Annotated in this window: 10 protein-coding genes; 5 read left to right on the top strand and 5 right to left on the bottom strand. The window is 60.6% G+C overall.

Annotated features, from left to right (window positions below):
* Positions 1-9 precede the first annotated feature (9 nt).
* The 4 genes from J1G34_RS06145 to J1G34_RS06160 all read right to left on the bottom strand — a co-directional run bounded on the left by J1G34_RS06145 (position 10) and on the right by J1G34_RS06160 (position 7,417).
* A complete protein-coding gene (locus J1G34_RS06145; protein ID WP_222993563.1) occupies positions 10-621 on the bottom strand; it encodes a hypothetical protein in 612 nt (203 codons plus the stop codon).
* 667 nt (positions 622-1,288) lie between these two features.
* Positions 1,289-4,975, bottom strand: coding sequence for a translocation/assembly module TamB domain-containing protein (locus J1G34_RS06150; protein ID WP_222993565.1), 3,687 nt, complete (start codon positions 4,973-4,975; stop codon positions 1,289-1,291).
* Positions 4,975-6,702, bottom strand: a complete 1,728-nt coding sequence (locus J1G34_RS06155) for an autotransporter assembly complex protein TamA (protein WP_065894895.1) — start codon at positions 6,700-6,702, stop codon at positions 4,975-4,977. The genes J1G34_RS06150 and J1G34_RS06155 overlap by 1 nt, the downstream gene beginning before the upstream one ends.
* A 64-nt stretch (positions 6,703-6,766) precedes the next feature.
* A complete protein-coding gene (locus tag J1G34_RS06160) occupies positions 6,767-7,417 on the bottom strand; it encodes a GNAT family N-acetyltransferase (protein WP_065894894.1) in 651 nt (216 codons plus the stop codon).
* A gap of 169 nt (positions 7,418-7,586) precedes the next feature.
* Here J1G34_RS06160 and xthA point away from each other — a divergent pair, with 169 nt between their 5' ends.
* Positions 7,587-8,399, top strand: coding sequence for an exodeoxyribonuclease III (gene xthA / locus J1G34_RS06165; protein ID WP_065884896.1), 813 nt, complete (start codon positions 7,587-7,589; stop codon positions 8,397-8,399).
* A 264-nt stretch (positions 8,400-8,663) separates the two neighbouring features.
* The gene (locus J1G34_RS06170) at positions 8,664-9,995 is read left to right on the top strand and encodes a substrate-binding domain-containing protein (RefSeq protein WP_222993567.1); all 1,332 of its coding nucleotides are present in this window, start codon (positions 8,664-8,666) and stop codon (positions 9,993-9,995) included.
* A 120-nt stretch (positions 9,996-10,115) separates the two neighbouring features.
* Here the strand turns inward: J1G34_RS06170 and J1G34_RS06175 are convergent, their stop codons facing one another.
* The gene (locus J1G34_RS06175) at positions 10,116-11,345 is read right to left on the bottom strand and encodes an acyl-CoA dehydrogenase (protein WP_065884894.1); all 1,230 of its coding nucleotides are present in this window, start codon (positions 11,343-11,345) and stop codon (positions 10,116-10,118) included.
* Positions 11,346-11,512: 167 nt separating this feature from the next.
* Here J1G34_RS06175 and J1G34_RS06180 point away from each other — a divergent pair, with 167 nt between their 5' ends.
* From J1G34_RS06180 to J1G34_RS06190, 3 genes are all read left to right on the top strand, one after another.
* Positions 11,513-12,448 (top strand): LysR family transcriptional regulator, encoded by a 936-nt coding sequence (locus J1G34_RS06180; RefSeq protein ID WP_027606275.1) that lies wholly within the window; start codon positions 11,513-11,515, stop codon positions 12,446-12,448.
* A gap of 591 nt (positions 12,449-13,039) precedes the next feature.
* Positions 13,040-13,432 carry a MerR family transcriptional regulator gene (locus J1G34_RS06185; RefSeq protein WP_057721728.1) on the top strand — a complete coding sequence of 131 codons (393 nt, stop codon included), beginning with the start codon at positions 13,040-13,042 and terminating at the stop codon, positions 13,430-13,432.
* 16 nt (positions 13,433-13,448) lie between these two features.
* On the top strand, positions 13,449-14,348 hold the full coding sequence (locus J1G34_RS06190; protein ID WP_065884893.1) for a hydroxymethylglutaryl-CoA lyase: 900 nt from the start codon (positions 13,449-13,451) through the stop codon (positions 14,346-14,348).
* The last annotated feature ends 27 nt before the right edge of the window (positions 14,349-14,375 follow it).

Raw genomic sequence — 14,375 nt, forward strand, 5'->3', positions numbered from 1 at the left:
TCAACGGCGCTACTTAACAAGAAACTCTAAAAATTTCGCGAGCTGAGATATCGGATAATATGCAGCCTCAGCAATAGCTACCAATGTTTTTTTCATACCAAAGACAGCTTCTATCACTGTAACCAGAGTTAAAATCAGAATCAGGAGATTCGTCTTCTGCTGAGCTATCTCTAGCTCTCCTTGCACATATATCAAATTACCCCAACTTTCATCCTTTTCATAAAAAGCATCTTTATTGTGGAGCGAATCATATTGAAATGTATGGATTTTATTGGCTTGGTCCGTAGCTTGGATGTTTACACTTACCCACGCTCCACCTTTAAATCCTATAGTCATTTTGTCCAGCTCCACCTCTATTTTCTCATTCGGGTTTAAGGGTTTAATGAGTAACGAGTTTGGCGAATCCAAAGTCACATTGTCTGATTTAGAGTGCATTGAGAAATTGGAGATTGTGAACTCTGGCGTGGGTGAGGAACCTATATTTGTCAGACGGAAATAAAGCTCATAAGGTTCACCCTGAGTAAATCTAGTTTTTATTCTACGTTGAAAAAAACGCGGATTTATTTTGCGGGGGCAAAGCTCGACTCTTATTTTATAATCTGGCTTATTTGCATCTTCCATGTTTTTACCTGTTTATGATTGGTGCCACTGTAAGCTCTAAGTATTCACTTGACAATAAAAATATATTGAATCATGTGAAACAGCGGGCTTCCCCGCCGTGGCAGTAGGCCATTATACCGTAACAGCGGTGAAAGTGGCTGAGATTTTTAGTCGTTTGATCAGCCTCCGTTCACTCAGTAGAACCACGGCAAATCGTGATTATGACCGAGATGAAATGAGCTGCGGCGGTACATAGTGCGTTGAATTACTAATATTCGACTTTGCTGACAGCGTGGGGTAAGCGGTATTGAAATGGTACAACGTAGATAAATACGTGATTCGAGAGTGCGTGTAATGTGCCGTTTTGGAGCAATCGTTGGCGTAATAGTAGAGTGCCGGAATGTAAGCTATGCCTGTAAGGTGCCGGCCGATTACCGCCGGTAGCGAACGGCAGCTAATGGCCGTTCTCTGCCGATCGTCACAACGGCGTGTGCTGGTCAAGTCGAATGCAAACGGTTGGTCAGCACGGATGCAAATGGCTGGTCAGTGGCAATGCAAATGAGTGGTCAAGTCCATGCAATTACGCAGGAGGGGGCTTGCCCCCGATGGCGGTGGGTCAGCTACAGATTAGCTGACTGAAAGACCGCTATCGGGGGCAAGCCCCCTCCCACATTTGACCCAGTTGGGTTTAGAAGTCGCGCTTGTAGAAGATATCCAGGGAGCTGGCCACGCCTGTGGCCACTTCCAGGTACACCTTCTTGCTCAGCAAATAGCGCAAGGCGATGGTGTTGGCCGGTTCGAACACCCCTACGCCGTAACGCAGGCTGAGTTTGTCGTTGATCTTGCCGCTGGCGACCACGGCAGTGCTGTTGCCGGTGCCTTGGGTATCCAGGTCGAAATCGCGGATGCCGAGTTTATTGGCGATGTCCGAGGTCACCCCGGCGCTGCCCATCAGGCCCAGGCCCAAGGCGGCTTCGGCAAGCATGTTGTTGTCTTCACCGTTGTTGGTGCGCGAACGTCCCAGCACCAGGTAGGACAGCGCGTCCTCCTGCGCCATGGCGGGCTCGGAGAAGATCTGCGTGGTCGGCTGCTCGGCGCTGCCGCTCAGGCGAATACCGGCGGTCACGGTGCGGGACGATTCGACCACCACACGCACCGCTTCGATATCCAGGAACGGTTGGTCCAACGGCCCGGCAAACAACAGCCGTGCACGGCGCACGTTGAGGCGCTGGCCGTAGGCGCGGTAACGGCCGTCGTTGAGCCACAGCTCGCCACGGGTGTCCATGTTGTCGCCGATATGCACATGGCCCTGCACTTTGGCGGTGAGGCCGAAACCGGCGAAGTTGAGTTGGTCTTCCCCCACTTCCACGTCGATATCCATGGCCATGGCCATCGGCGGTTTGCCTTCTTCGGTCTGGCTGCCGACGATCACCGTGTCATCGGACACCTTGACCGTCGAGGGCGGCAGCTCGTGCACGGTGATATCGCCGCGCGGGATGTGCACCTTGCCGGCAATCGCCAGCTTGTCGTCCTTGAGGCTGATCTTCAGGTCGGGGGCCACTTCCAGCTTGGCATAGGGCTCGACGGTGACCGGCAGTTGCGAGCCCTTGAGGCTGAGGTCGACCACCAGGGCGCGGCCCCAGTCGATCTGGCCCTTGAGGCTGCCCTGCCCGGCCTTGCCGCTGTGCCAGCCGCCGTTAAGCTGCACGCTTTCGCCGGCGATCTGCGCCTGCAGGTTCAGGCCCTCGAGGCTGATGGGCAGTTCAGGACCCGAGACTTCACCGTCCACCAGATTAACGTTGCCGTTAACCAGGGGCGCGAGCAAACCGCCGGAGATGCGGCCATTGCCGTTGAGCTTGCCGTTGAGCTTTTCCACCATCGGCACAAAGGGTCGCGCCACGGCGAGGTCCAGGCCGGTGAGGCTGAAATTGCCGGTGATCGGCTTGTTGGCCGGCAGCGGGTTGATCTGCGCCTGCAGCAGCAGTTCACCGAGCTTGCCGCCACGAAAGTTGAGCTGGGTATCGATGCGCTTGGGGTTGAGGGTGGTTTCCAGCTTCAGGGTGTCGTAGGGGAAATCCAGCCATTGGCCCTTGTCCCGCACCCGCAGGTTGCCGCCACCGGCGTCTACCGAGACCACACCCTTCGGGCCGCTGGCCGGCAGGTCGAGTTGTACGTCGGCATTGAGCCTGCCCTGCCAGGCGAAGTCTTTGGGCAGGAACGCCGCGAGACTGTCGATAGGGAATTGCTTGAGGTGGTAGCGCAGCTTCGGCTCGGGCATCAGGCGCTGGTCTTCGCCACACAGGCTGGCGCCACCGGACACCCAGCAGTGCGCGGCGAAGGTCAGCTTGCCATCGGCCAGGCGCTCGATTTTCGCCGGGGCTTGCAGCCGCCAGTCCTGGCCACCGGCTTGTACGTCACCACTGGCCAGGCGCCCACGCCAGTTGCCGTTGTCGAGGTTGCCGTCCAATGCCAGGGCCAGCTTGAGCAACGGTCCGGCCAGATCCAGTTGAACCTTCTGGTTCTTGATATCGCCCTGGGCGCTGGCGGTGAGCGTGCCGACCTGGGTCTCGCCGCTCTGGATGCCGCTGCCCTTGAGGTCAAGCCTGGCGCGCTGGGCGCTGTCCAGTGTGGCGTCGAGGTTGAGGCTTTGCAGGCGGTTGTCGGCCAATGCCAGTTGCTGGCCCTTGAGGGCAAGCTTGCCTTGGGGCGCCTGCAAGGTGCCGGCGACATCGAGGCGGCCATTGACCTGCCCGCGCAGTTGCGGCCAGAGCTGGGCCAGGCGCGCCAGCTTGATGTCGATCTGCCCGGCCAGGCGTTGCTGCAGGCTGCCGCTGCCGTTGATGCGGTTGTCGCCCAGGCGGATGTCCAGGTTGGCAAGGGTCCATTGCTGCCCCGCGCCTTCGGCCTTGGCTGCAAACACGGCGGCCTGTCCGCGCAGGCGACCCTTGAGGTCGAGGTCGGCGTTGAGCTTGAGCTGCTCGTTCTTGAATTCGCCTTTGCTGCGCAGCGGCCCGGCCAGGGTGCCGGGCAATTCGGCGACCCAGTACGCCGGGTTCAATGCCGACAGGTCCAGCGCGGTGTCCCAGGCGATACCGTCGGCAAACCGTACGTTCAGATGGCCCTCGGCCTTGCCTTGGCCGGCGCTCAATTTCAGTTCGGGCAGGAACACTTGCTTGAGGTCGCCGCTGAACGGCGTGACCACCGTGAAGGCGCCCGCCGGGCCGTCAAGGTCGGCCTTGAGGTTGCCCAGATAGTTGCCATCCTTATAGGAAACTTCACCGTTGAAGGTGCGCAAGGCCACCTGCGGTTCATCGATCAGGGGATAGAGGCGGTGCCAGGGGAAGTCCAACCAGTCGATTTTGGCATCGGCGCTGAAACCTTGCTGCCAGTCCAGGTTGGCGCTGAGCTTGAGGCTTTGCTTGTCGCCGGCATTCAGGTCGAGGCCGGCGATCTGCGCACCCTTGGCGTCGACCTTGCCTTGCAGGAGTAAATCCACCGGGCCTTTTTGCGCCGGTAATACGGCTTTGCCCAGCAATTGATAACCCGCTTTAAGGTCGCCCTTGGCGCTCAGGTCCAACTGGTTGAGTTGCAAGGTGTCGGGCAAATCGGCGCTTGGCTTGAACGCCTCGGAGGTGATGCGCAACTGCGCCGGCAGGTTTTCCGCCAGGGGTTGCAGCTCACCGCTGAGCTTGGCCGGCAGGTAGCCGCTGCTGTCGGCGTCGAGCTTGAGGGTCTTGAGCAAGTCGCCGTCGATGTTGAGCGCGACGGTCCAGGGTGCGCCGCCCGGAGCGTAGGGCAAACTGAGCGTGCCGGTGGCCTTGAGCGGCCAATCGCCTGTGGGTTGCAGCAGGCCGGCGAGGTCCAGCACCAGGTCGTCGCGCTGCAGATGAACGGAGTCGATCTGCATGCCGGCGGCGGTCCAATGCGCCGCCAGTTGCAAGCCCTTGAGTGCTTCACTGCCGTTGAACAGCAGGCTGCCGATACGAACATCGCCCAATTGGATAGCAACCGGCAACTTCAGGTTGGGCAGTTGGATCGGCCCGCTGTCGCTTTCTTCGGTACTGGGTGCAACCGTCAGGCTGACCTGGTCCACATCCAACCGGTTGATGCACAAGGTCATGCGCAACAGGCAACCCGGCGACCAGTCAAACGTCGGCGCATTGAGCTCGACGCGGCTGCCGTCCTGCTGCCACAGCAGGTGGTCGGCGCTCCACTGCCCGCCCAGGCGTCCGTGAAAATTCTCCACGCTCAAGCCCGGCACCTGGCCCAGCACCCAGCGACTGCCGGCCTGGGTACCGAGCAGCGTCCACAGCGTCAACAGCAACAGCGCGAGGACGGCGATCAATGCCAGCCCCGCTATTTTCAAACCACGCATCACAGCTCAGGCCCCATGGAAAAGTGCAATCGAACGCCGCCCGGATCTTCCAGGGCATGGGCCAGGTCGAGGCGGATCGGGCCCACGGGCGAGACCCAGCGCACCCCCACACCCACGCCGGTTTTGAGGCTGGGCATATCCAGGGTATTGAACGAGTTGCCCTGGTCGATAAAGGTCGCGACACGCCATTTTTCGGTGATGGAATATTGATACTCGGCGCTCAGCGCCACCATGTAGCGGCCGCCGATGCGGTCGCCACGGTCGTTTTCCGGCGACAGGGTCTGGTATTCATAACCGCGCACGCTCTGGTCGCCACCGGCGAAGAAACGCAGTGACGGCGGCACCGACTGGTAGCCATTGGTGGCACTGCCGCCCACTTGCGCGCGGCCCAGGAACCGGTGGTTATCCCACAAGGTGGTCAGGCCCTTGATCGTGGCGGTGCCATACAGCAGGTTGGTGTCGGAACCGAGCCCTTCCTTGGCGACTTTGCTGTCGAACATCAGGCGATAGCCGTTGTGCGGATCGATGCGGTTGTCGCTGCGCAGGTAGGAGTAGCTGATGCCCGGCATCACCAGGTTACTCAAGCCCGAGTCATTGCCCAGGCGATACTCTTCACGCTGGTATTTGAGCGAGATGACCCGGGTCCAACCGCTGGGCAACTTGCTGTGCCATTCGGGGCCGAGGGTGAGCAGCTTGCTCAAGGTGTCGGTGTTGGCGATCTCTTCATTCTGATAGCCGCCGGCAAAACGCAATTTGTCGGTGAGCGGAGGGTCCAGCGGAATGTCGTACCACAGGCCGACGTTCTGGCGCGGCGCCGACAACTCGGCTTCCCAGCCATAACTGTGGCCCTGGGGATTGACCCAGTGGCGCGTCCAGTTGGCCTTGCCCCGAGGGCCGACGTCCGTCGAGAACCCCAGGCCCAGGCCCATGGTGCGGGGCTTGCGCGTGTCCAGTTGCACGGCCACCGGAATCACGTCATTGCTTGAGGCTGCGGGGCTGGCGTCCACGCGTACGCTTTCGAAGAAGCCACTGGCTTGCAGGTTCTGGTTGAGTTCGGCGATCAGTTCGGAGTCATAGGGTGTACCTGGCTTGAACGGCACCATGCGCTGCAACAGCTCTTCGTCAAAGGGCGTGTCGCCGCTGAAGCTGACCTTGCCCATGCTGTAGCGCGGGCCGCTGTCGTAAATGAGTTCGATGTCAGCCACGCCCGCTTGAGGGTCTACGGCCAGTTTCTGGTGGGTAAAACGCCCGCTGAAAAAGCCATAGCGCGACGCCTGATTCTGGATCAAACGCTTGGCGTCATCGTAATGCCCGTGATTGAGCACCGCGCCGGGCTTGAGGTCATCACTGGCGGGCACGCGAAAGGCCTTGAGGCTCGCCGCCGGGCCATCGACGCGCAAGATCACGTTGCGCAGATGCACCGGCTCGCCGGGGTCGACGGTCAGGGTCAGGCGCGGGTTCTTGCCGCCCTTCACCTCGCTGGCGATCCGGGGCTGATAGAAGCCCAGCGCCTGGGCCGCTTTGCGCGCCTGCTCTTCGGCACCACGGCTGAATCGCAGCAGGGCTTCTTCGTCACGATCGCCAACACTGCCGATGTAGCCTTCAATGTTGGCTTTCAGCGCGTCATTTGAGGGTTTGATCCGCACGTCCAGTTCGCTTTGCGCCAATGCGCCACAGCTCGTGAACAGCAGGATCAAGCTGCTGGTAAATCTTCCTGGAAACTTCATAGGCGCGGATGCTACACGAGCGAGAGAGGTACTTTGAACTCGGATTTATCTGAATAATTCTGTCTCAGGCCGTTGCAACATGTAACGCCTGGGGATTGGGATGAAAAAACACATGCTCCAGGACAGGTCCTACGGCAATTTCACCGATTTCCTCATAGCCCTGGCGCTTGTAGAAATCCAGGTAACGGGAATTGCCCGTGTCGAGCACCACGCCCGATGAGTGCGGGTCTTCGGCGCACCAGTTATGGACCGCCTCAAGCAACTGTTCGCCATAGTGTTGACCTTGCAACTGCGGATGAATACCGAGCAACGGCAACACATGCACCGACTCACCGGGCAGGCACGCCAGCACGGCCTGATGGTATTCCAGGTAACGCCGCGTACCGCGCACGCCGGTGCTCAACCACATGCGAATCTGCCAGGCCCAGCTCTCGGTGATGCCCAGGCGCCGCTGCGGCGGCGCGATGAGGGCGACGCCAATCAAACGGTCGTTGACGAACAGGCCGATGGCCGGAAGTTTCTGAAAGAAGTGCTGCTTGACCAGCTCGCGCACTGTTGCGCGTACCCGCTGTTCATAACCTGGCCGCTCGGCTTCGAAGATGTAGGCGAAGGTCGGTTCGTGACGGTAGGCCTGGTACAACAGGGAACGCGCTTCGCGGGAATAACCGCTGTTGAGCAGGCGAATCTCGGCAACGGCCGTCGAGGTGTCAGGCATAACAATCAATCTCCTGGACGCCATTCAAAAAGATGGCGTTCTTATGGGTACGAACCTGCGCAGCGCCAGTCGTTCCCAGACATTAGCAGCGCATGCGTCCTACCGCCACGCTGGCCCCCGTCCGACTTGTCGGCTAGCATCGCCCTTTTGCCAGACTGGACCGCCGACCATGAAAATCGTCTCCTTCAATATCAACGGGCTGCGTGCCCGCCCTCATCAGCTGGCGGCGCTGATTGAAAAACACCAGCCGGACGTCATTGGCCTGCAGGAAACCAAGGTCCACGACGACCAGTTCCCGCTGGCCGACGTCCAGGCGTTGGGCTACCACGTGTATTACCACGGCCAGAAAGGCCACTACGGCGTAGCTCTCCTTTCGCGCAAGGAAGCGTTGAGTGTGCACAAAGGTTTTGCCACCGATGAAGAAGACGCGCAGCGCCGTTTTATCTGGGGCACCTTCGCCGACGAGAACGGCAACCCGGTCATCATCATGAACGGCTACTTCCCCCAGGGCGAAAGCCGCGACCACCCCACCAAGTTCCCGGCCAAACAGCGCTTCTATGAAGACCTGCAACAGTTGCTGGAAAGTCAGTTCAGCAATGACCAGGCACTGGTGGTGATGGGCGACGTGAATATTTCCCCGCAAGACTGCGACATCGGCATCGGCGCCGACAACGCCAAACGCTGGCTGAAAACCGGCAAATGCAGCTTCCTGCCGGAAGAGCGCGAATGGATGGCCCGCCTGAAAAACTGGGGCCTGGTGGACAGCTTCCGCCACTTGCACCCTGAGGTGACCGACCGTTTCAGCTGGTTCGATTACCGCAGCCGTGGCTTTGAGGACGAGCCCAAGCGCGGCCTGCGCATCGACGTGATCATGGCGTCCAATGGCTTGCTCCCGCGGGTCAAGGATGCCGGCGTCGATTATGATTTGCGGGCATTGGAAAAGCCGTCGGACCATGCGCCGATCTGGTTGGAATTGAGTTGATTCCTGACACTACTCAGTCAACTTGTGGGAGGGGGCACGCCCTGGCCCTCTTGTAGGAGCGAGCTTGCTCGCGAAAAACTCACAGGCACCGCGTTCGTTCAGTAAACACGCGGTATCGTTGACGTTTTTCGCGAGCAAGCTCGCTCCTACAGAGGGCCAGGGCAAGCCCCTTCCCACACTTAGATCTGTGGGGCGTCAGTCATATTGCTGCAATCCAACTGACTTAATCTCGCAGCACTTCCTTTGGCGCAAAAAGGTGCCGGCATGAGGCTGCGCGTTCTGTTACTGCTGACGCTTTTCCCGTTTTTCGCTGTGTCCGCCCCCCTTCCGCTTCCCGATCAAGGCCCGGCATTGCGTATCCAGGGTTCCAACACCATCGGCGCGGGATTGGGCCCGGCGCTGGTCAAGGGGTTGATGGAGCGCCAGGGATTGCAAGGCGTGCACATCGAACCCGCCGAGGGCGCCAATGAACAGCAGGTGATCGGCAAGACCCGTCAGGGTAAAACCGTGAGCATCGACGTAGCCGCCCATGGTTCCAGTACAGGATTTGCCGCGCTGAAAAACCACAGTGCCGACCTCGCCGCATCGTCGCGCCCGATCAAAGACAGCGAACTGGTCGACCTGGAAACCCTGGGCGACCTGAAAAGCCCGGAAGCCGAACAGGTGATCGCCATCGATGGCCTGGCAATCATCCTCAACCCCCGCAACCCGCTCAATACGCTGGACACCGAGCAACTGGCGCAGATATTCAATGGTCAGATCAGCACCTGGGAAGCCCTGGGCGGCAGTGGCGGCGCCATTCATGTGTACGCCCGCGACGACCGGTCCGGCACCTATGACACCTTCAAGGACCTGGTGCTGAACCGCCGCGACACACCGCTGGTGGCGTCGGCCCGGCGTTTCGAATCCAGTGAAGCGCTGTCCGATGCGGTCAGCCAGGACCCTCAAGGCATCGGTTTTATCGGGCTGCCCTACGTGCGCAAGGCCAAGACGGTGGCGGTTGTCGATGGAGACTCGCAACCGATGCTGCCACTGGGCAGCCTGATCGCCACCGAGGATTACCCGCTGTCACGGCGACTGTACGTTTATCTGCCGCCGGCGACGCAGAATCCTTGGGCCAAGGCACTGGTGGACTTTGCCCAGAGCAGCCAGGGCCAAGCGATCGTGGCGGCCAATGGTTTTATCGCCCAGCACGTGCAGGCAATCGGCGTGGAGCCCCGCGCCTCGATGCCCGAGGATTACCAGGCGATTGTGCGCAACGCCCAGCGTTTGACGGTGAACTTTCGTTTCGAGGAAGGCAGCGCCAGCCTGGACAACAAGGCTCGCCAGGATGTGCAGCGGGTGGTGGCCTACCTGAAAAGCCACGGCAAACTGCACAAGCAAGTGACGCTGGTGGGGTTTGGCGATGCCAAGAATGATCCGCAGCGGGCGGCCTTGCTGTCGAAGTTGCGGGCCATGGCGGTGCGCCGGGAGTTGGTGAAAAGCGGCGTGATACTGCGCGATATTCGCGGGTTCGGCGCACAGATGCCGGTGGCGGCGAATACGGCGGATGAGGGCCGGATCAAGAATCGGCGAGTGGAGGTCTGGGTGTACTGAGGCGGGGTTTTGGGGTGTTCAAGCCGGCCTCATCGGGGGCAAGCCCCCTCCCACACTTGGATTTTTGAATACAGTCAAAATGTGGGAGGTGGCTTGCCGCCGATAGCAGGCGACGCGGTCTCACTGCCCGCCGCGCATCATCTCTTTTGGCACATACTTGCCAATCTCGAACTTGCCGATCGCCGCCCGGTGCACTTCATCCGGGCCGTCGGCCAGGCGCAGGGTGCGCTGCATGGCGTACATATAGGCCAGCGGGAAGTCATTGGACACACCGGCACCGCCATGAATCTGGATGGCGCGGTCGATAACCTTGAGTGCCACGTTAGGCGCAACCACCTTGATCTGGGCGATTTCGCTTTTGGCGACTTTATTGCCCACCGTGTCCATCATGTACGCCGCTTTCAGGGTCAGCAGCCGCGCCATGTCGATTTCCATGCGCGAGTCGGCGATCTTGTCGATATTGCCCCCCAGGCGCGCCAACGGCTTGCCGAAGGCGCTGCGGCTGACCGAGCGTTTGCACATCAATTCCAGCGCGCGCTCGGCCATGCCGATCGAGCGCATGCAATGGTGGATACGGCCCGGACCAAGCCGACCCTGGGCGATCTCAAACCCGCGCCCCTCACCCAGCAGCACATTTTCGTAAGGCACGCGTACGTTGTCGAACAGCACTTCAGCGTGACCGTGGGGCGCATCGTCGTAGCCGAACACCGGCAGCGGGCGCAGGATTGTTACGCCGGGCGTGTCCACCGGCACCAGGATCATCGAATGCTGCTGGTGACGTGGCGCGTCCGGGTTGCTCAGGCCCATGAAGATCAGGATCTTGCAACGCGGATCACAGGCGCCGGAGGTCCACCACTTCTTGCCGTTGATCACCCATTCATCGCCCTGGCGTTCGGCGCGGGCGGCCATGTTGGTGGCGTCCGAGGAGGCCACGTCGGGTTCGGTCATGGCGAAGGCTGAACGAATCTCGCCGCGCAGCAGCGGCTCGAGCCAGCGTTGTTTCTGCTCTTGATTGGCGTAACGCACCAGCACTTCCATATTGCCGGTGTCGGGGGCCGAGCAGTTGAACGGTTCCGGACCCAGCAACGAGCGGCCCATGATTTCGGCCAGCGGCGCGTATTCGAGGTTGGTCAGGCCGGCGCCCAGCTCGGACTCCGGCAGGAACAGGTTCCACAACCCCTCGGCTTTAGCCTTGGCTTTGAGCTCGTCCATGATCGCAGTGGGCTGCCAGCGGTCACCTTCGCTGACCTGGCGTTCGAACACCGGCTCGGCCGGGTAGACGTAAGCGTCCATGAATGCGCTGACGCGTTCACGCAGTTCCTGAACCTTGGGCGAATAGGCGAAATCCATGAGCGGCTCCCTTCTCTGAGAGGTTGTTTAGGTCATGCAATCGATGCTAGAACAGCGTTGATAATTTACCTAGCCTATTCTCGGCGTGTATTAACATTCATCACCGATATATGATTGACGTCTGAAGACGTAAAAAATCGCCACCTGATAATAAGAGCGCAACTCACATGAATCTGAGCAAGGTCGACCTCAATCTCTTTATCGTCTTCGACGCGATCTACACCGAAGCCAACCTCACCCGGGCCGGGCAGATTGTCGGCATCACCCAGCCGGCGGTGTCCAACGCCCTGGCACGCCTGCGCGAGACCTTCAACGACCCGCTGTTCGTACGCACCGCCCAGGGCATGGTGCCCACGCCGATGGCGCAGAACATCATCGGCCCGGTGCGCAACGCGTTGTCGTTGCTGCGGGTTTCCGTGCAAGAGAGCCGGATTTTCAACCCGCAACAGGCGGCCAAGACCTATCGCATCAGCATGACCGACCTGACCGAAGCGGTGATTTTACCGCTGCTGTTCCAACGCCTGCGCCGCCTCGCGCCGACAGTGGTCATCGAGAGTTTCCTGTCCAAACGCCGCGAAACCACCAAGGAACTGGCCGCCGGGCGCCTGGATTTCGCCGTGGATGCGCCGCTCAACACCGACCCGCAAGTGCGTCACGTCAAGCTGATGGAAGACCGCTACGTATGCGCCATGCGCAAGGGCCACCCGATGGCGGGCAAGGACAAATTCACCCTGGATGACTACCTGTCGCTGACCCATATCCATATTTCCAGCCGCCGCAACGGCCTGGGGCATGTCGACCTAGCCCTGGGCAAGATGGGCATCCAGCGCAAAATCGCCCTGCGCTCCCAGCACTACCTGATGGCGTCGCAAGTATTGCAGCAGACCGACATGGTCATGACCGTGCCCGAACGCTTCGCCCGTCGCCATGAACTGCACTGGTTCAACCTGCCCGTCAATGACGTGCCGCCGGTGGAAACCCATCTGTACTGGCATGAAAGCACCGACCAGGACCCGGCGAACCGCTGGATGCGCGAACAGATGATCGAGTTGTGCCAGCAAGTCACCGCCCACGAGAAGAAACTGGATAAGCAACAGGCTTGAAGTTGCAGGAGGCCCCAGTGTGGGGGGGGCCTGCCCCCGATGACCATGATGCCGTAGCGCCCACCGCTAACCACGATGCGAAGCGAGCCGCTCTTGATCTGCTTTTGATTTTAGGCGCCCCGTTAAACCACGCTGGCCGAACGCAGGCTTGAATCCGTGGGTAACCCGGCAGGACGCCGGGTTAGCCGCCCCGCGCCATGGATGGCGCGTGGCGGCGGCCCACGGATTCAAGCCTGCGTTCGGGCACACCGAGCCTAGGCGAGGTGCCGAGTGGTGGGGCAAGAGCGTTTTGCTTACTTTTGCGCTTTTCAAAAGTGAGCCGCCGTCAGGGCGGAACCCTAAGCAGCCGTTACCGCAGAAACAGATATGTACTCGGTCCAATCCAACATCCTGGTCGGCTCTGAGGTCGCCATCGGGGGCAAGCCCCCTCCCACATTTGCACCGGGATCGACACAAAAGCCCGGTCAGCCCCGAGGCCGCCATCGGGCGCAAGCCCCTCCCATATTGAATTGTGGAGCACCAGCGAGGGACCCCTTGACGTTCACGTCAACCTGCCATTAGCTTAGCCCCAGGACTTTCTCGAGCACCCCCATGAGCACCACCTACAGCATCTCCGACCTCGCCCGCGAGCTCGACATCACCACCCGCGCCATTCGCTTCTACGAGGAGCAAGGCCTGCTCGCCCCCGAACGCCGCGGCCAGGAGCGCATCTACTCGGCGCGGGACAAGGTCAGCCTCAAGCTGATCCTGCGCGGCAAGCGCATCGGCTTTTCCCTGGCCGAATGCCGCGAGCTGATCGAGCTCTACGACCCCACCAGCGGCAACCACATTCAACTCAACAGCATGCTGGCAAAGATCGCCGAGCGCCGTGAACAGCTTGAGCAACAGTTGCTGGATATCGAACAAATGAAGCTGGAACTGGACACCGCCGAAGAGCGTTGCACCCAGGCCCTGGCACACACCATGCGCCAGGCCGGCCATTAACCAGAAGGTAACCGCCATGACCCTCCCCTCACACGTACGCCTGGTGGAAGTCGGCCCGCGCGACGGATTGCAGAACGAAGCCCAACCGATCAGCGTAGCCGACAAGGTGCGGTTGGTGGACGCCTTGAGTGCCGCCGGCCTGGGCTATATCGAGGTCGGCAGTTTCGTGTCGCCCAAATGGGTGCCGCAGATGGCCGGCTCCGCCGAGGTGTTCGCGCAGATCCAGCGCAAGCCAGGCGTGACCTATGGCGCGCTGGCGCCAAACCTGCGCGGTTTTGAAGATGCACTGGCGGCCGGGGTCAAGGAAGTCGCGGTCTTTGCGGCGGCGTCAGAAGCGTTTTCCCAACGCAATATCAACTGCTCCATCAGCGAGAGCCTGGAGCGGTTTGCGCCGATCATGGCCGCGGCCCGGCAGCACGGCGTCAGCGTGCGCGGGTATGTGTCGTGTGTGCTGGGTTGCCCCTACGAAGGGGATATTGCTGCGGAACAGGTGGCGGCGGTCGCCCGCGAACTGTATGCAATGGGCTGCTACGAAGTGTCCCTGGGCGACACGATCGGCACCGGCACAGCGGGCGCGACACGGCGGCTGTTCGAGGTGGTCGGCGCACAGGTGCCGCGCGACAAGCTCGCCGGGCATTTCCACGACACCTACGGCCAGGCGATCGCCAACATCTACGCCAGCCTGCTGGAAGGCATCCAGGTGTTCGACAGCTCTATCGCGGGCCTCGGCGGCTGTCCTTATGCCAAGGGCGCGAGCGGTAACGTCGCCACCGAAGATGTGGTGTACCTGCTCAATGGACTGGGGATCGACACCGGCATCGACCTGGAGCGCCTGATTGGCGCGGGCCAGCAGATCAGTCAGGTGCTGGGACGGGCAAGCGGATCGCGGGTGGCGAAGGCGCGTAATCTCGGTTGAGTAGCACAGCTGTGACAATGTGTTACC

It is taken from the genome of Pseudomonas sp. Wu6 (assembly GCF_019891515.1).
GTDB classification, from domain to species: domain Bacteria; phylum Pseudomonadota; class Gammaproteobacteria; order Pseudomonadales; family Pseudomonadaceae; genus Aquipseudomonas; species Aquipseudomonas orientalis_A.